This is a genomic window from Peribacillus sp. NPDC097197, from assembly GCF_050278025.1.
Lineage (GTDB): Bacteria > Bacillota > Bacilli > Bacillales > DSM-1321 > Peribacillus.
Genome location: NZ_JBNNST010000018.1, coordinates 1 through 16,592 on the forward strand (window position 1 = coordinate 1; position 16,592 = coordinate 16,592).

Consider the following 16,592-nt stretch of genomic DNA (forward strand, 5'->3'; position numbering starts at 1 on the left):
TTTTACTAAAAAGGGCGATTTTTTTGTGCATAAATTTCATAAAAAAAGGGTTGCCCTAAAAGTCATTTTCCTGACTTTTGGGACAGCCCCTTTTTATCTGTTCTTTTACAACAGATGAACACAGGTATGAAGGTCAAAAGACAAAAAAAAGAATTATCAAGTAACTGATAACCCTTTGAATAAATACACTTTGAATAACTCGGCAATTTCTTCTTTCCCTAATGGTTCATGATACCGTTCCCAATCAAAAATGAGGGCAAGATACATTTTTAACATGAGGAAAGCGGTTATCTCCGGGTCACAGTCCTGAATGTAACCCTTTTTAATCGCCGCTATTAGTTTTTCTTTAATATACGACACTATGGCTTCTTCCATTTCATTCACCATATCCTGAACAGCCGGCGTCCCAATTTCCCTTTCTTCCTGAAGAAGTTTCAAGGATAATTGATGTTCCTGCCTGAATTCCAGAATACGATACACAGCTCTATGCAGATTCTCGAAGAAGGGTAATTCTTGATCGAAGGATTGTTCAGCTTCATACTTCATTTCCTCTATCATCCGTTGGACAATTTCTTTGAACAGCTCTTCTTTATTCTTATAAAAGGTATAGATCGTACCTTTACCTACATTGGCAATTTTAGCTACTTGATCCATCGTCGTTGCCTTGTATCCAAAGAGAGAAAAGGATTTAGTAGCAGCTTCTAAAATCAATTTTTTACGATCAACAGACATTCCTCACCCCAAATCTGACCAAAATAAAGAAACGGTCAATAAGTTCTATTATATCTTACCAAAACATCTCTTGTAATTCAATCGATTTACCAATATATGATTCACTGGCCTTCCCGTTTATCAATAAAACAGTGACTACCCATCAATGGACAGACACTGTTTTTATGGGAGTGGCATCGACTTGTTGAATGAAGTCAAAGACCTCCTTCACCACTTTCTCGGATTGACCGATGCAGTCTGGCAAACTGAAACCATCATAAGAACTGCCGGCAAGAAAGACACCGGGTAGTTCAGTTCTGATGCTTTTCTTTAACTGTTCAACCTTTTCTTTATGACCGACCGTATACTGCGGCATGGTCTTTTTCCATCGACTGATCAATGCAAAGTCAGGTTCCTTGGTTATCGACATCGTTTTGTTCAGATCATCCAATACAATCCTTATGATTTCTTCATCTGATAAGTCTACCACCGTTTCGTCACCGGAGCGTCCGATGTAACAGCGAAGTAGAATTTTTCCGGCCGGTGTCATATGTGGCCACTTCTTATGAGTGTATGAACAGCAAGTAACTGTATAATCACTGTTTCGGGACACCACAAAACCGCTACCCACTAATTCCACATTAAATGCGTCTTCATCGAATGCCAAAGAGATTGTAGCCACACTGATGGCTGACATTTCCCTTAGCATATCAAAGTAGGGGTAATTCGCAAACATGTTATAGCTAGCCTGATGGGGCGTTGCCACAATGACTGAGGCGGCATGAACCGTAGAATTATTATTCAATTGAATGACGTATTCATCGTTCACTTTGTCAATTTCCCTTACCCTTACGCCCTTAAGGAAAGTTTCAGGGGCCAGTTTTCCTTCTATTGCCTGAATGAACGACTCCATCCCTGCCTTAAACGTTTGCTGGTCACTTCTTGTCGTGGAATGTTCCTTGGAAGCGGTATTTTTCTTCAAGCCCATGATGAGACTACGATGTTTTTGCTGGGTTTCGTAGAAATCAGGAAACGTGGAAATTAGACTGATTCCGTCCAGATCCCCCGCAACAATGTTCGATAACACCGGTTCTGTTAGGTTCTCAAATACCTCATCACCCAGTCGCCTTCTGATGAAACCGCCAAACGACTGATCCTTCTTTTCTTTAGAACGAGGCAGGATTAAATCAGCCACAGCTCTCAACTTTCCGAAAAGACTGATGGATTGGGTCCTTAAAAAGGGAGCAAGTTTCATCGGAATTCCTATTAAAGTACCCTTTGGTAAAGGATAGAGCGTTTCCCGTACTAACACGGAAAGACTGCCATCCTTCATGCTTACAAGCTGTTCCTCCATACCTACTTCTCTCGCTAGGCGGACTACATGTGAATTCTGGGCTGGAAATGATTCTGGTCCTCTTTCGATGATAAAGCCATCCTTTACGGTGGTCTTTATTTTCCCGCCCAAGCGAGGGTCAGCTTCTATTAAAAGCACTTCATGAGGAAGACCTTCCTGCCTCAACCTTTTTTGAAGATAATAAGCTGAAGCAAGTCCGGTTATCCCTCCGCCGATTATGGCAATCGTTTTTATAGGCTGATCCACCATTCATCGCCCTCTTTTTAAAAATTATTTCTCATCCAGCTTATTTAAAACAATGGTAGCCAAGGCATCGATAAATGCCGGTTTTACATTTGGCATATCCGGACGGTAATATCCAGCCCCGATTTCCTCAGTAACCACTTTACACTCATAATCATTATCGTATAGGACTTCAAGATGCTCCGCTACAAATCCTACAGGAATGTAAATGAAAGCCTTAAATCCTTTTTCATGATAAAGGTCTCTTGTAAGATCTTGAACGTCAGGGCCAAGCCAAGGTTCTGGCGTCTGTCCAGCACTTTGCCAACCTACCGCATAATTGGAGACACCTGCACCCTCGGCAATCAATTTTGCCGTTTCTTCAAGCTGCTTCGGATATGGGTCCCCCAATTGTAGAATCTTTTCCGGAAGACTGTGTGCCGAAACGATCAACGCATAATTATCACGTTCTTCTGAAGTCATTTTCCCGATTACGCCTTTTAATTGATCGACCCAATACTGGATGAATTTCGGCTCATCGTACCAGCTTTCAACGGATTGAATGCTCATGCCATATTTGGCCGCTTCATCCTGTGCCCGTCCATTGTAGGACTTCACACTGAAAGTTGAAAAATGGGGTGCCAATACGATACTGACAGCCTCCGTGATGCCGTCATCATGCATTTGTTTAACCGCGTCCTCGACGAATGGCTCGATATGCTTAAGGCCCAAATAAGCCTTGAATTCAATGTCGTCCTGGATGGAGTTCAATTGTTTTTCAAGCGCTTCAGCTTGTCCTGCTGTAATCTTTGCAAGGGGGGACAAACCTCCAATTGCTTTATATCTCCCTTTAAGGTCATCCATTAATTCATCACTCGGTCTTCTTCCGTGACGGATATGCGTATAGTATCTTTCAATATCTTCTTCTGTGTACGGAGTTCCATAAGCCATGACTAAAAGGCCCATTTTTTTCGTTGTCATGAAATTACACCTCTTTAGAAAATTTCGATCAATCTATTTTGCATCTTTTAGCCATTACGTTTCAAATGATTCGCTCAGCCTTTTTTCATGCTTGATGAATATTCATGTATAAAAGCGGTCAACTTCTTCAATGTTTCCGGGTTCACATCAGGAAATACTCCATGTCCCAAATTGAAGATATAGCCATCCTGCTGCATGCCTTGATCAAGGATTTGTTTAGCCCGTTCCTCTATGATATCCCATGATGATAATAAAATGGCAGGATCCAGGTTCCCCTGAACCGTTTTCTGAATGCCCATTTCCCTTGCTTGTGAAATAGGTAATCTCCAATCCAGTCCTACTACATCGATAGGAAGGTCATTCCATTCCAATGCCAAGTGGCTTGCCCCGACACCGAACATGATTAGCGGTACATTTTCCTCACGTAACGAAGTGAATATACGATTCATGATAGGTTTGATGAACACCCTATAATCCTCGACATTTAAAGCACCTACCCATGAGTCGAAGATTTGCACGGCTTTAACGCCAGCTTTAATCTGTGCCTTCACATAGACAATGATCATTTCCGCTAACTTGTCCATTAACGCAAACCATGCTTTTGGCTCGGAATACATGAATGCTTTCGTCTTATTATAGTTTTTCGATGGGCCGCCCTCAATCATATATGAAGCGATCGTAAACGGTGCACCAGAAAACCCTATCAATGGGACAGTCAATTGTTCGTTCGTCAATAATTTAATCGTATCCAGTACATAAGGAATATCTTCTTCCGGAGTCAATTCCCCTAACTTTTCAACATCTTTCAATGATTGTATTGGATTGGAAATGACCGGACCAATTCCTGACTTGATTTCTACATCCACGCCCAATGCTGGTAGCGGTGTCATAATATCTTTATATAAAATCGCTGCGTCCACATCATATTGTTCAACAGGCAATCTTGTTACAAAAGCGCATAATTCCGGCTGATGTGTAATTTCAAAAAGAGAATACTTTTCCTTCAATTTACGGTATTCCGGCTGTGAACGACCTGCCTGACGCATATACCAAACTGGCACATGATCCGTTTTCTCTCCTCTAGCAGCTTTTAAAAATGTATCATTCTTAATATCCATACTCATTAATATCCACCTTTCACACACTCAACGTTCCTTTTTTTATGTATCACTTACATAGAATATCAGATGGTAGTTGAATTTCAAATTGAATCTCCTTAAACTATAGCTTTTTCTAATATAGAAGTATAGCCAACCTATGTATTTGTCAGAAATTCGACCTTTTTCGAAAAAAACCTGAGCAAACGAAGTGACAAAACCAGTTGAAGGAACATGGTAAAAACATTACCTGTTGGGTAAAATGGGTATAGAGAATACTATTAACTACCGGAGGGGAAAATATGAATATATACATCACATCAGGCACATTCAATTTCATGAAAATAAAAAAAGATAAGCATCCAGCTGAAAAAATATTGCTCATGCAAAATGCGGAAACTACCGTTCTCTTACATGAGACAACAAGTAAAACCATTTTTGCCTCGCCACGTAAATACGAAGTCGTGGGTGGCACGGGCGAACTTCCTGAAAGCGGGTATGTCGTCATGAACAATATCCCTGTCAGCGAAGAGGGCCGTCCTGTATTCGAGCATCGCTTTAAAAATATTTCTGGTTTCATTGAAAAGGAACCTGGCCTTGTCGCCCTTCGTATCCTAAGGCCGATCCATTCCGAAACATACGTCATCTTGACCATTTGGGAAAAACAAACGAATTTTTTAAGTTGGAAGAACTCAAGCTCCTTCGAACAGGCCTTCCATAATAATGGATCAAATTCCCCGGTAACCAATTCAAGCCAGAAAATGTTCTCAGGCGAAGCCTATATGACCCAATACACTCTAGTGAAGGATACCGATGAATAGGCATCAACCATATATGAAAAGGCCACCCATTTTTGGGTATCGGCCTTTTCTTTTTTAAAACTGGCAAAAAACGGACGAATCACCCTTGCCCCTGGTTTCAAGGCCCCTCATTTCCCCTAACCTCTTTCCTCTTAAACCATTGATATATGGATAGACAACCTACGCTATACGCCACCCCGAGGGCAAAGCCAGCCAAGACATCGGTAGGAAAATGGACTCTAAGGGCGATCCTGCTCATTCCGATGAGAAGGATTAGCAAAAGAAATCCAATGCCGGCTACCCATTTCAGTGATTTGGACTTTATTGCTTTAATGGTGAAATAAGCAACCATACAGTAAAAGATCATCCCTACCATGGAATGCCCGCTTGGAAAACTGAAACCTGGAGCATCCACCAAGCTATATTCAGGACGATCTCTTTGGATCCATTTCTTTATCAATCTCTTTAAGAGGTCGCCTCCAGCTACTCCTATCGAGACGACTGCCATCGCCGTGTAATCCTTCTTTCCAAACCATAAATATAGGACGAGAACAAGACTGCCACAACCTATAAAAATGGATGAGCCTAGATAAGTGATTGTTTTAAAAAAAGGAAACCAATATGTAGTATCCACCCCTGTAAAGATTCTCGAAATAGTACTGTCAAAGGGTAATATGACTCCTTTTTCTACTTCGTTCATGATTATAATGAAAATGAACAAGCATATTAGTATGGCAGCAAGCTTCGAATATTTAATCATGATAAATGCTCCTTTATGTATGACCGATTTCCCTTTTACTCCCTCCAATTATGATATACTATTTACAAATAATCCAATGATTAGGAGGTTTGTGATGGTTGAACAATTAGATGTTCTTCTCGAGGAGTCCTACGGGGAGATGGTATCGATCCGACGATACCTTCACCAATATCCTGAGCTCTCCTTTCATGAAACCAAAACAGCTGCCTTTATCGCCGAGTTTTATCGGAAACTAGGGATAGATGTTCGAACCAACGTCGGGGGAAACGGAGTAGTGGCAAAGATCTATGGTAGTAAACCCGGTAAGACCATTGCATTGCGAGCCGATTTTGACGGACTTCCCATTCAGGATGAAAAGGAAGTTCCTTATAAGTCCACCGTTCCTGGCGTCATGCATGCCTGTGGACATGATGGCCATACCGCGACTCTTCTGGTTCTTGCCAAGACCCTTTATGCACTGAAGGATGAATTGGAAGGTGAATATGTCTTTATCCATCAGCATGCAGAGGAGTATGCTCCAGGCGGGGCTAAACCAATGATCGAAGCAGGCTGTTTAAATGGGGTGGACGTGATTTTCGGCACCCATTTATGGGCAACGGTCCCGACAGGAACCATTCAATACGCATATGGACCGCTAATGGCGGCAGCCGACCGTTTTGAAATCCTGGTACAAGGTCAAGGAGGACATGGTGCACAACCTCATAATACACGGGATGCCATCGTGACTGCCTCCCAGCTCGTGGTCGCTTTACAGCAAATCGTCAGTCGTCGCATTAACCCATTGGATTCAGCCGTCATCACCATCGGTTCCTTCGTCGCGGATAATGCCTTTAACGTCATTGCAGACAAAGCAAAGATAGTTGGGACAGTCCGAACTTTCAAAGAAGGTGTCCGTTCTTTCATTCGTGAAGAAATAGAAAGGGTCGTTAAAGGGATTTGCCTTTCTGCCGATTGCACCTATGACTACCAATTCCATCAAGGCTATCCAGCGGTCGTCACCCATGAAGAGGAGACCAGGTTCCTTATCGATTGCACCAGCTCAATCAAAGAAGTCCAATTCCTAGAGGAAGTTGAGCCAAATATGACAGGTGAAGACTTTTCTTATTATTTACAGAATGTTAAAGGAACATTCTTCTTTACTGGTGCCCAACCACGAAAAGACCCTACTTATCCACACCATCATCCCCTATTCGACTTTGATGAACGGGCCATGCTTATAGCTGCCAAAACATTAGGTAACGCGGCAATCACTTATCATAAGAAAAAACAACCCCACCAAGAACAAGACACCATTATGAATAAAGGATAGGCATTGACTTACCGGGAACAGCAAAAGGGAACCCCATTAATTCCAGGGGTTCCCTTTTGCACGAAATGAAGCACCTACAAGGGTGTTCTTTAAAAAACTGTAACATGGACGGAACATCCAAAAACTATCCCATATAAACACTTTCACATGTTCCAGGTTTTGGTTCATAAAAACAGTGATTTTTAAATTGGCCGGTGAAAGGCTGGTCATACCATGTTGGAGGGCACGCAGCATATGGATTAAAGTACCAAAGAGCATATTTCGCTGGGTGTTCTCTCCAACTTTCCAAATTCCTTTTTGCTAATCTTCTTTCAGCCTCTCTCGATCTTTGATAAAATACATTTCCTTTTTGAACCGCTTCGAAAGAATAATTCCCTCCTTGAACCTGATAGACGACTTCAGGGATTGTTCTAACATTTTTAAAGTCCAAACAATCTGCTACAGCACGATTCACAATGACATTCCCGACATATAACATCCCCTGGAGCCCTTCACCTTCGGCCTCTGCCCTCATCATCCTTGCCATTAAATCTACATCCGAACTTCGGTAAGTTACTCTTGGCATGTTTTCACCTCAATATATAGTATGAAAAATAACTATATTCATGTCTGTTCATAAAAGTGAAACGAAGTTTTAAATAGAAACCGACGGGTACTCTAATCATTCTTTACTGGATAAAAGACGAATCCGATAACAATTGATCGCCGTCTCCCCAAGCTGTCCAAGTAAATGGTGGTTTGCATAGGCACCGACGGCCGCGCCAAACCCCGGAACAAGCTGGAACATTTTGACCACATCAATATAATCGCGATATTCTTGCTGAAAATCCTGCCAATTGATTTCCGGGTGATTTCCCCTATTCCATTCCTGAATGACCCTTAAAGTCTCCATTTTCTTTTTCTCGCTTGAAAAAGCCATTTGGAAGACATGAAGGATGAACAAGCGTTCTTCATATTCGTTTGGGTCGAATCCATATAGGCGGGAAATCTCGAATAACAGCTTCATTTTTATGCTTAACAGCAGGGGGAAATCGACCATCCCAACCAATAGGCCTGCAGCACCCGTCCCCACCCCTTCAATGACCGCCGTTCTTCGATGGCTCGTGACCTTTTCTTTTACCCACTCTTCCTTTTGTTGCAAAGATAACAGCATGACGTTTTTTTCTTTGGATATATACTTAGATCCTGACAACACAGCCCCCACCATGCTTCTAATGCTCTCGGAAATCACTTTATGAACCCTTGACGGAATATAACTGTTCACTTTGAGTTGAACCTGTTTGGAAACCCTCTCAAACTTGCCTGACTTCTTATTGACTTTCTTTATCCATGAGGCGAGTTCAGATAGCGCCTTTTGCTCGTATGCATCCATATTTCCCACCTCCATATTTCATGTATATACCGTCCATACAAGTTTTAGCTTTCATTTCACAAAAAAAATGAAGCTGACTTTTCAAAAGAAAAATCAGCTTCGCGTTTAAAAGTTCTTGATTTTTTTGGTGGCGTACTTTTTGAATCCCAGAATGAAGATGATCCCTAGAACCAATACGGCTAAAGTGGAAAACCATTCTCCTTTTATTAAAAGGATGAGGGAAAACAGTACAGCCTCAAATAAAAGGAAATAGGATATAAGTTTAATGACTGCGGCTTCCCTCATTTTTGCGGGCAATGGATATAAGGATACCCAGACTTTCCATTCATGCACCTTCCAAACTGGTAAAAGCTGAAGGGCTGTCATGAATAGGAATAGGAAAGTGACGATTAAGTGCGCCCAGAGGTTTGTAAACACCATCAGAATGACGGCGCCTATTACCGTTAACCGTAAGCATAGACCTACATAATCATTCGATCTAAGCAATGTGCGGGCATACAGGTAATTGTAGGTGGATTTTTCACCGTATGGGATGAGGGCTAAAAGCCAGTCCATCCACTTCCTGCGTGCTACCTTCCCTTTCAAGTGAGGAACGTCCGTGAACATATTCGCGATTCTGTAAAAGGATGTCATCCGTTTGTTTTCAAGTTCCACCAAACGTTCCCACTTCAAAACAAGGCTTTTGGTGGCACTGCGGTAATACAGATATAGGCCAAACAGTAATACGAAGGTGACCAGTACATATAGGATATGGGCTCTGGAACATACAAAGTAAAGTATGACGCCATTAAGTACCAGGCGGAGAATCGAATCCCAGTGGCTCACTGATACATCCTGGTACTTCAGCACATGCCAGCGCATGGACAAATTCAGATACTTCAATACGAGTAACACAACGAGTATGAACCCTAGCTGCTTACCGCTTGCACCCGTAACTTTTGCATACAATGGTACGAATACGATTAACATGATTAATAGCAAAAATCCTTGCATGACCCAACTGACCATCAGAGAATTTTTGAAGTAGCTTTTCATCTTCGTTTCAAGCGGCAGTAAAAACACGGTATCCGGTTCTTTTAAGAATGTATTGATGGGACTTCTAGTTACAAGGATGCCCAACACAAAGGCCATGATCAGTTCAGCCGGAAAATCACCATCCAGTGTTTTCACCCAGTCACTGTAATAATAAGCCAAACCGCCTAAAACCAACACCATCACGAAAACGAGATGGCCGTTAAAAATGTAACGAAGGTATTTTTGCATTTCCTGGATGTAGAGAATATACCGTTCCTTCCAGAGACCTTGACTATTCATGACCGTTCTCTTCCTTCGTTAACTGGATGTATAAATCGTCAAGCGTGGCTCCAGGCATGGAGAATTGTTCGCGAAGCTGCTCCAAATTACCTTTTGCCCGTATTTCTCCGTTGTGCAGGATGATGAAAGAATCGCAATAACGTTCCGCAGTAGCCAGGATATGCGTCGACATCAATATACCTGCCCCACTCTCCTTCATTTTCCTCATCAAATCAAGCAAAGACTGAATGCCTAGTGGATCCAGTCCAACAAATGGCTCATCGATGATATATAATGATGGTTGTATTAAAAAGGCGCACATAATCATGACTTTCTGTTTCATGCCCTTAGAAAAATGGGCCGGAAACCATTTAAGCCTTTTCTCCATGCGGAATTCCTTCAAGAGACCGGTCATTCTCTCTTTATACTCGGATTCTTCCAGACCATGAGCCATGGCCGTTAGTTTCAAATGTTCCTCAAGTGTCAATTCATCATATAAAATAGGCGTTTCCGGAATATATGTAAATTGTTTCCGATATGTATCAGGATCTTGGGCAAGTGTTTTTCCATGAATCGAGACACTTCCACCTTTAGGCTCCATGAGTCCAATAATGTGTTTTATCGTCGTACTTTTCCCAGCACCGTTGAGTCCGATTAACCCAACAAGCTCATTAGGCTGAATATCGAAACTTATTCCTTTCAGTACGGGTAATTTCGTGTATCCCCCAACTAGTTGCTTAATTTCCAATAAGGACATATAAACGATCCTTTCTATATAAACGTTCTTTTTACCATTTTACCAAATTCTCCTGTTTTTATATAGTCGAGTGCACCCAATTTAAAATTTCCTGAAATAACCAATTATATTTTTCTTACTTCTGGGCCATCATAATTAAGGAAGAAGGGGCTAGTCATTGCAAGTGATTCACGTCATATTGTAAATGAGGTGTCAGTTAAAGACGTATAACACTGAAATACCCAGAAGTTCCATTACAATTTATTCACATTCAAAATTGTAAATGAGGTGTCAGTCAAAGACGTATAACTGAACGATACCAGAAGCTTCATTATTAAAATCGTTTCGAGCAAGGAGATGGTTCTCTTGCACGTAAAAGCTGAAAAATCATTCATTCATTATCGAATATACTTTGGAAGTTGAAAAAACTTTAAAGATATAGGAGATGGTTGGTTTGAATGCAGAATCTCTAATCAGATGACCAAAATTTTACTCTATTGTAGATGAGGTGTTTGTCGCAGAGAATTTAGATGCTAATGCGAATATATAATCGAAGCCCACTTCCCCTTTTTCAAACAGGCAGGGTGCAACGTTTTCGTTGCATCCTGTTTTTATGTTTTTTCTTTTCCTGGGGAATCATGCTATGGTACGATTAACCAAAATAGTGAATGGAGTGTTTTATATGAGCGATTGCATTTTCTGCAAAATCATCAATGGAGAGATTCCAAGTACGAAAGTATATGAAAATGAACATGTACTTGCCTTTCTTGATATCAGCCAAGTAACAAAAGGACATACACTGGTGATTCCGAAAGTACATAAGGAAAACATTTATGAGTTAACACCTGAGATCGCCAAGAATCTGTTTGAAGTCGTACCGGAAATTGCCCGTGCCATGAAACAGGAATTCGAGCCTGTAGGATTGAATATCCTAAACAACAACGGAGAGGCCGCCGGACAATCCGTCTTCCATTTCCATATGCACTTGATTCCACGCCATGGTGAGCATGATGGATTCGGTGCCGTTTGGAAAACCCATACAAGCGAGTATACTCCTGAAGCTTTAAAAGGAATTGCCGATTCCATTTCGCAACACATCAAATAACATTTCCCTTTTATGTTCATATTAGGAAAAACCAAGACCAAACAGGTCCCTGATTCCTTCAGGGGCCTGTTTTTTACATGTTTTCACATAACGATTTCCCACACTAAAAATTCTAAATTTTCCTCCTATTTAAATTCGTTTTCTGTTAGGATATATATAGTCTTACATACTTTCACACATTACTGTATAGGAGGAACACACATTGAAACGTGCACGTAATTTTAACGCGGGGCCTGCTGCCCTTCCATTGGAAGTTTTACAAAGAGCTCAAAATGAATGGTTGAATATCGAGGATTCTGGCATGTCTGTCATGGAATTAAGTCATAGAAGCGCAGAATTCGAAAAAATCCACAATCACGCGATCCAAACGCTGAAAGAAATCATGGAAATTCCGGACAATTACGAAATCTTGCTTTTACAAGGTGGAGCCAGCCTCCAATTTTCCATGATTCCCATGAACATATTGAAAGATGGGAAGCGTGCAGATTACGTCCTGACTGGTTCTTGGTCGGAAAAGGCTTTAAAGGAAGCGAAGAAAGTTGGGGAAACAGCGGTCGTTGCCTCTTCTAAAGATGATACATATACGTTCATTCCCAAAGTTACTGATATCGAAATGAATGAAGATGCTGCCTATTTGCACATTACAAGCAACAATACCATCTACGGCACGCAGTGGAAGGAATTTCCTGAAACAGGGAGCGTCCCACTCGTGGCAGATATGTCGAGCGATATCCTTAGCAGAAAAATTGATGTTAGTAAGTTCGGCATCATTTATGCGGGAGCACAAAAAAACTTGGGACCATCAGGAATCACGGTCGTGATTATCCGTAAAGACTTAATAACTGATAATGACAAGATTCCTTCCATGCTTAATTATTCTATTCATTCAAAAAATAACTCTTTATACAACACACCACCAACATTGGCCATATACTTATTATCCCTTGTATTGGATTGGGCAAAAGAACAAGGCGGTGTAGAAAAACTCGCACAAATCAATGAAGAAAAGGCTAAAGCCATCTACGATACCATTGATAACAGCAATGGCTTCTATAAAGGACACGCCCTTTCTGATAGCCGTTCACATATGAATGTAACGTTCACACTTCCAACAGAAGAAGCTGAAAAGCAGTTCCTTAAGGAAGTAAAAGAAGCTGGATTCGTAGGCCTTAACGGACATCGCTCCATCGGAGGTTGCAGGGCATCCATTTATAATGCCGTTCCACTTTCCCATTGTCTGGAACTTGCTGCGTTCATGAAAAAGTTCCAAGAATCTTACAGCGCAAAAGAAACTCAAGCCCTTTGATATGTAGGTAATTTTGACTTCTAAAAGGCTAGGTCCTATGATATAATATTTAAAACTTCTTGCAACAAGCAATAGTGCATTGTTGAAGAAATTTAGTTGAGATGAGAATAGGAGAGATGAATAAATGAAAACGAAAACCCTTGTGTCGATGTCCCTATTAATTGGGATTGGAGCAGCCCTCCATTTTATCATTCCTGGATTCTTCTTAGGAATGAAGCCTGACATGATGTTGCTGATGATGTTTTTGGCGATTGTACTGTTTCCCGAGAAAAAGAATGTATTCATCGTCGCCCTGGCTGCTGGAGCCATTTCTGCCATGACAACGACATTCCCTGGAGGACAAATCCCCAATATCATCGATAAGTTGGTCACAGCCTTTTTGTTTTACCTTTTATTCATCGGGATTAGGAAGTTTTCAACTTCCGTTATCAGCGTGAGTATCCTGACTGCCTTAGGAACCATCATATCTGGTGCTGTCTTCCTTGGTTCGGCTTATTACATCGTTTCCTTGCCAGGACCTTTCGTTGCACTATTCGGAGCTGTCGTACTTCCTGCCGTACTGCTTAACACAGTGGCAATCATCGTTATTTATCCAATTGTGAATGGCATTGTAAAAAAAACAAAGATACCCGTTCATGCTTAATCAGCAGGATTAACATACTTTAAAAAGCACCGGATGCCCGGTGCTTTTTTTTACACTCCTATATGGATTCGAACCAACACCCACTAGATTTCGCCAACTCATCCTAAAACCACTCGGGCGCTTAATGAACAAGCACCCATAATAACCAGACCAAAAGCAGAAAGGCACCTGGGACCCCCAGCATGACTGCATTGGACTGAAGCACCCTCTTAGGGGGATAACTCCCTGGATGTTTTGCTCTTGCTAAAAAATACCCCATCCCGCACAGGCATATTAGACCTAATAAAAATATCATTTTCATTGTAAACCCACCAATGCCATCAACAGAGCCGACAGCATGTTTTTTTATTATCTATATGCTGAACTTCCCTTTATATGTAAACTTCCAGAGTCTTCACGCTTGGTTTCCCTATCATTATTGAAAGAAAGAAGTTTAAAAAAATATTTTTGTGATATAAAGATAAAATGGTAGATCCTCTTCCATAAGGAAGAAAATTATGGTATTTTGTTATCAATAGCATTTATATCCCTATATAACATAATTTCCAATTGATGTTTTTCCTAGCAGGGATTTAGGCCATGTTAAGCGAAATGAATAATTATAAAATGAGGTGATTCTAAATGAAGGCAAAATCATTATTGATCGGCTTTATTACCGGAACAGTTGTAGCGGGTGCAGCCACATTACTTTCTACACCAACTTCAGGGAAAGACCTACGGAGTCGCATTAAAACAAATTCCGATGAAATTAAAACAACGATTGAAGAGTTGAAGGTTAAATTGCTGAATATTAAAGAGGACACGATGGAAGCGACTCAAATTAGCAAAGAAACGGTGAAAACTTTCATTTCGGATGTACAAGTCGTCATAGAGAACTGGAAGCAGGACATCGAACCGAATAAAACGGAGTTATTGAGGAATGTTCAAGAAATAGAGGAATCTTTAAGAGAATTGGAAACAACCATACCCTCTTCTAAAAACTGAAGGCAAAAGGAAGCACATTGTCGAATCTCCATTTTTACCATAAAAATACATCGTATTTTAGGGAAAAATGGAGAATTCATTGGCGATTATTAAATTTTCTAAAAATTTTGCTAATATTCTCTTTATTAATTTTTATTTTATTGTCATAATAATATATACAGAATCTGATAAGTAGGTGAGCCCATAAGATGCAGAATAAAAATTATTCTATGAAAGAAGCAATGATATTCAGTCAGCGAATCGCTCAATTAAGTAAAGCTTTATGGAAATCAATTGAAAAAGACTGGCAACAATGGATTAAGCCTCATGATTTAAACATTAATGAGCACCACATTCTATGGATTGCCTATCATCTTAATGGCTCTTCCATTTCCGATGTGGCCAAGTTTGGGGTCATGCATGTTTCTACTGCCTTTAACTTTTCCAAGAAATTGGAAGAACGTGGATTCTTGACATTCTCAAAAAAAGAGAATGATAAAAGAAACACGTATATCGAAATCACCGATGAGGGAGAAAAAGTCATACTTGATTTAATGGAGACTTATGAACCAAGTAATAACTCCGCTTTCTCCGGAGCGATGCCCCTTCGTGAACTTTACGGTAAGTTCCCCGAAATGATTGAGATGATGGCTGTCATCCGTAATATCTATGGGGAAGATTTCATGGAAATATTCGAAAAATCCTTTGCTAACATCGATCGGGACTTTACTGACGTGGAGGGCAAAATTACAAAAAAAAAGATAGAGAAAGAAACTGAGGCCGTTTAATCTCACATTTTAGCCATTTCCTTCATGAACGATACATATATACCTTGTGAGAGGCAAGCCTCAATGCATTCTTTTATAGTTGTTTTGGGATTCAAATTTTTCTCCAGTTGACTAAAAAGCGGTCGAAAATTCATGTACCCTTCCGCTTTTTCTATTTCAAAGCGTTTGCTCAATACATCACATAAGGCATGTAATTCTTCGGCTTCCCTCTTCGTAAAATTTTTTTCCACGAAAAGATAATCCAATTTTGCCTGTGGATTATGAATTAACTTTAGTAGCAGTCGCTGGTGAAAACGGAGTATTTCGATTTCCTCATTTACACTTCTCATTCTATAGTCCCCAATCAATCATTATTTAGCATATGCATACAAAATCCATTATTATTTTTTCAGTTAATTTTCGTTACTCCACGAAATGCCCCACCAATCCTGAGCCTGGAAACTCCATCCTTTTTTATCTAAAAACAAAATCCATAAAACCTATTGCTTTTTCCATTCATTCATCGTAATGTATGTAAGTAAATTTAAGGGTCTATGGAGGCTGATTTCAACATGAATTCATGGAAAACAATTGACCTTTCAAAACAGTATGGGAGTTGCCGTCTACTCCTATTTACAGTTTTCACTATAATGATGTCATTTGTTTTAATATATACATTATTAAGCGTATTTTCACCCCATGTCATTTTGTATGACGATCAAACGATGGGATTTTTTAGCTTATTGCTCTTATTATATCCTGTTCACAAATTATTACACTACTTACCTATGAGATTAATATGTAAAAAGGTAAAAACATCATGGTCCCTCAGGTGGCATCTCGTACTTACATGCAAAGTATACGTGCATCATCCGATTCGGAAAAATCTCTATCTTATCACCTTGGTTCTACCCTTTTTCATCATGTCCTTTATTTTTATCGGTTGCGCCGTGGCTTTCCCACACTACACCCATTATTTCACCATTTTACTATCTTTGCATACAGGTTTGTGCGTGTCGGATTTCATTTATGTCAAGAACCTGATAGGATCACCCGGGCGATCCTTCATTGAGGAGCACGGAGAAGGATACGATATCCTAGTCCAAAAATGAATATTGCCTCCTTCCGACGCTACCAAGATTTTTAGGTATCTTTTTTCATTAATATTTGGTA

General features: G+C 40.4%; 18 protein-coding genes. 8 read left to right on the top strand and 10 right to left on the bottom strand.

All coding sequences use genetic code 11. From position 1 onward, the window contains the following. Positions 1 to 156 precede the first annotated feature (156 nt). From ACQKL6_RS17890 to hemE, 4 genes are all read right to left on the bottom strand, one after another. Positions 157 to 732: a TetR/AcrR family transcriptional regulator gene (locus tag ACQKL6_RS17890; RefSeq protein WP_402955787.1), complete on the bottom strand. Its 576-nt coding sequence runs from the start codon at positions 730 to 732 to the stop codon at positions 157 to 159. A 142-nt stretch (positions 733 to 874) separates the two neighbouring features. Beyond that, a complete protein-coding gene (gene hemY / locus ACQKL6_RS17895; RefSeq protein WP_402955784.1) occupies positions 875 to 2,314 on the bottom strand; it encodes a protoporphyrinogen oxidase in 1,440 nt (479 codons plus the stop codon). A 21-nt stretch (positions 2,315 to 2,335) separates the two neighbouring features. Beyond that, positions 2,336 to 3,268, bottom strand: a complete 933-nt coding sequence (gene hemH / locus ACQKL6_RS17900) for a ferrochelatase (RefSeq protein WP_402955781.1) — start codon at positions 3,266 to 3,268, stop codon at positions 2,336 to 2,338. A gap of 74 nt (positions 3,269 to 3,342) precedes the next feature. Next, a complete protein-coding gene (hemE, locus tag ACQKL6_RS17905; RefSeq protein WP_427651652.1) occupies positions 3,343 to 4,392 on the bottom strand; it encodes a uroporphyrinogen decarboxylase in 1,050 nt (349 codons plus the stop codon). A gap of 275 nt (positions 4,393 to 4,667) precedes the next feature. On the opposite strand from hemE, the gene ACQKL6_RS17910 reads away from it, so the two are divergent. Beyond that, positions 4,668 to 5,186 (top strand): antibiotic biosynthesis monooxygenase family protein, encoded by a 519-nt coding sequence (locus ACQKL6_RS17910; protein ID WP_427651653.1) that lies wholly within the window; start codon positions 4,668 to 4,670, stop codon positions 5,184 to 5,186. Between the two features lie 97 nt (positions 5,187 to 5,283). Here ACQKL6_RS17910 and ACQKL6_RS17915 read toward each other — a convergent pair whose 3' ends face one another. Continuing rightward, on the bottom strand, positions 5,284 to 5,925 hold the full coding sequence (locus tag ACQKL6_RS17915) for a phosphatase PAP2 family protein (protein WP_427651654.1): 642 nt from the start codon (positions 5,923 to 5,925) through the stop codon (positions 5,284 to 5,286). Positions 5,926 to 6,019: 94 nt separating this feature from the next. Here ACQKL6_RS17915 and ACQKL6_RS17920 point away from each other — a divergent pair, with 94 nt between their 5' ends. Continuing rightward, positions 6,020 to 7,234, top strand: a complete 1,215-nt coding sequence (locus tag ACQKL6_RS17920) for a M20 family metallopeptidase (RefSeq protein ID WP_427651656.1) — start codon at positions 6,020 to 6,022, stop codon at positions 7,232 to 7,234. Between the two features lie 124 nt (positions 7,235 to 7,358). Here ACQKL6_RS17920 and ACQKL6_RS17925 read toward each other — a convergent pair whose 3' ends face one another. From ACQKL6_RS17925 to ACQKL6_RS17940, 4 genes are all read right to left on the bottom strand, one after another. Continuing rightward, on the bottom strand, positions 7,359 to 7,799 hold the full coding sequence (locus tag ACQKL6_RS17925) for a cell wall hydrolase (protein WP_402867719.1): 441 nt from the start codon (positions 7,797 to 7,799) through the stop codon (positions 7,359 to 7,361). Between the two features lie 96 nt (positions 7,800 to 7,895). Further along, positions 7,896 to 8,606, bottom strand: a complete 711-nt coding sequence (locus tag ACQKL6_RS17930; RefSeq protein WP_427651658.1) for an EcsC family protein — start codon at positions 8,604 to 8,606, stop codon at positions 7,896 to 7,898. A 105-nt stretch (positions 8,607 to 8,711) separates the two neighbouring features. Further along, complete coding sequence (locus ACQKL6_RS17935; protein WP_427651659.1) at positions 8,712 to 9,920, bottom strand: ABC transporter permease; 1,209 nt, start codon at positions 9,918 to 9,920, stop codon at positions 8,712 to 8,714. Next, complete coding sequence (locus ACQKL6_RS17940) at positions 9,913 to 10,656, bottom strand: ABC transporter ATP-binding protein (protein ID WP_402990130.1); 744 nt, start codon at positions 10,654 to 10,656, stop codon at positions 9,913 to 9,915. The genes ACQKL6_RS17935 and ACQKL6_RS17940 overlap by 8 nt, the downstream gene beginning before the upstream one ends. A gap of 661 nt (positions 10,657 to 11,317) precedes the next feature. Between ACQKL6_RS17940 and ACQKL6_RS17945 the strand changes: the two genes are divergently transcribed. The 5 genes from ACQKL6_RS17945 to ACQKL6_RS17965 all read left to right on the top strand — a co-directional run bounded on the left by ACQKL6_RS17945 (position 11,318) and on the right by ACQKL6_RS17965 (position 15,440). Next, positions 11,318 to 11,740, top strand: coding sequence for an HIT family protein (locus ACQKL6_RS17945; protein ID WP_402955763.1), 423 nt, complete (start codon positions 11,318 to 11,320; stop codon positions 11,738 to 11,740). A 202-nt stretch (positions 11,741 to 11,942) separates the two neighbouring features. Then, positions 11,943 to 13,046, top strand: coding sequence for a 3-phosphoserine/phosphohydroxythreonine transaminase (gene serC, locus ACQKL6_RS17950; protein WP_402867714.1), 1,104 nt, complete (start codon positions 11,943 to 11,945; stop codon positions 13,044 to 13,046). A gap of 124 nt (positions 13,047 to 13,170) precedes the next feature. Next, positions 13,171 to 13,689: a tryptophan transporter gene (locus ACQKL6_RS17955; protein ID WP_402867713.1), complete on the top strand. Its 519-nt coding sequence runs from the start codon at positions 13,171 to 13,173 to the stop codon at positions 13,687 to 13,689. Positions 13,690 to 14,310: 621 nt separating this feature from the next. Further along, the gene (locus ACQKL6_RS17960; protein ID WP_402867712.1) at positions 14,311 to 14,673 is read left to right on the top strand and encodes a YtxH domain-containing protein; all 363 of its coding nucleotides are present in this window, start codon (positions 14,311 to 14,313) and stop codon (positions 14,671 to 14,673) included. Between the two features lie 188 nt (positions 14,674 to 14,861). Further along, positions 14,862 to 15,440 (top strand): HTH-type transcriptional regulator Hpr, encoded by a 579-nt coding sequence (locus ACQKL6_RS17965; RefSeq protein WP_402867711.1) that lies wholly within the window; start codon positions 14,862 to 14,864, stop codon positions 15,438 to 15,440. A gap of 2 nt (positions 15,441 to 15,442) precedes the next feature. On the opposite strand, the gene ACQKL6_RS17970 is transcribed toward ACQKL6_RS17965, so the two are convergent. After that, complete coding sequence (locus ACQKL6_RS17970) at positions 15,443 to 15,769, bottom strand: DUF1878 family protein (protein WP_402867710.1); 327 nt, start codon at positions 15,767 to 15,769, stop codon at positions 15,443 to 15,445. 375 nt (positions 15,770 to 16,144) lie between these two features. Between ACQKL6_RS17970 and ACQKL6_RS17975 the strand changes: the two genes are divergently transcribed. After that, positions 16,145 to 16,531: a DUF3267 domain-containing protein gene (locus ACQKL6_RS17975; RefSeq protein ID WP_402990353.1), complete on the top strand. Its 387-nt coding sequence runs from the start codon at positions 16,145 to 16,147 to the stop codon at positions 16,529 to 16,531. Positions 16,532 to 16,592: the final 61 nt, after the last annotated feature.

Excerpts from the sequence above, each read along its gene's own strand:
- ACQKL6_RS17890 (WP_402955787.1), bottom strand. The coding sequence starts at position 732 with ATGTCTGTTGATCGTAAAAAATTGATTTTAGAAGCTGCTACTAAATCC.
- hemY (WP_402955784.1), bottom strand. The coding sequence starts at position 2,314 with ATGGTGGATCAGCCTATAAAAACGATTGCCATAATCGGCGGAGGGATA.
- hemH (WP_402955781.1), bottom strand. The coding sequence starts at position 3,268 with ATGACAACGAAAAAAATGGGCCTTTTAGTCATGGCTTATGGAACTCCG.
- hemE (WP_427651652.1), bottom strand. The coding sequence starts at position 4,392 with ATGAGTATGGATATTAAGAATGATACATTTTTAAAAGCTGCTAGAGGA.
- ACQKL6_RS17910 (WP_427651653.1), top strand. The coding sequence starts at position 4,668 with ATGAATATATACATCACATCAGGCACATTCAATTTCATGAAAATAAAA.
- ACQKL6_RS17915 (WP_427651654.1), bottom strand. The coding sequence starts at position 5,925 with ATGATTAAATATTCGAAGCTTGCTGCCATACTAATATGCTTGTTCATT.
- ACQKL6_RS17920 (WP_427651656.1), top strand. The coding sequence starts at position 6,020 with ATGGTTGAACAATTAGATGTTCTTCTCGAGGAGTCCTACGGGGAGATG.
- ACQKL6_RS17925 (WP_402867719.1), bottom strand. The coding sequence starts at position 7,799 with ATGCCAAGAGTAACTTACCGAAGTTCGGATGTAGATTTAATGGCAAGG.
- ACQKL6_RS17930 (WP_427651658.1), bottom strand. The coding sequence starts at position 8,606 with ATGGATGCATACGAGCAAAAGGCGCTATCTGAACTCGCCTCATGGATA.
- ACQKL6_RS17935 (WP_427651659.1), bottom strand. The coding sequence starts at position 9,920 with ATGAATAGTCAAGGTCTCTGGAAGGAACGGTATATTCTCTACATCCAG.
- ACQKL6_RS17940 (WP_402990130.1), bottom strand. The coding sequence starts at position 10,656 with ATGTCCTTATTGGAAATTAAGCAACTAGTTGGGGGATACACGAAATTA.
- ACQKL6_RS17945 (WP_402955763.1), top strand. The coding sequence starts at position 11,318 with ATGAGCGATTGCATTTTCTGCAAAATCATCAATGGAGAGATTCCAAGT.
- ACQKL6_RS17955 (WP_402867713.1), top strand. The coding sequence starts at position 13,171 with ATGAAAACGAAAACCCTTGTGTCGATGTCCCTATTAATTGGGATTGGA.
- ACQKL6_RS17960 (WP_402867712.1), top strand. The coding sequence starts at position 14,311 with ATGAAGGCAAAATCATTATTGATCGGCTTTATTACCGGAACAGTTGTA.
- ACQKL6_RS17965 (WP_402867711.1), top strand. The coding sequence starts at position 14,862 with ATGCAGAATAAAAATTATTCTATGAAAGAAGCAATGATATTCAGTCAG.
- ACQKL6_RS17970 (WP_402867710.1), bottom strand. The coding sequence starts at position 15,769 with ATGAGAAGTGTAAATGAGGAAATCGAAATACTCCGTTTTCACCAGCGA.
- ACQKL6_RS17975 (WP_402990353.1), top strand. The coding sequence starts at position 16,145 with ATGGGATTTTTTAGCTTATTGCTCTTATTATATCCTGTTCACAAATTA.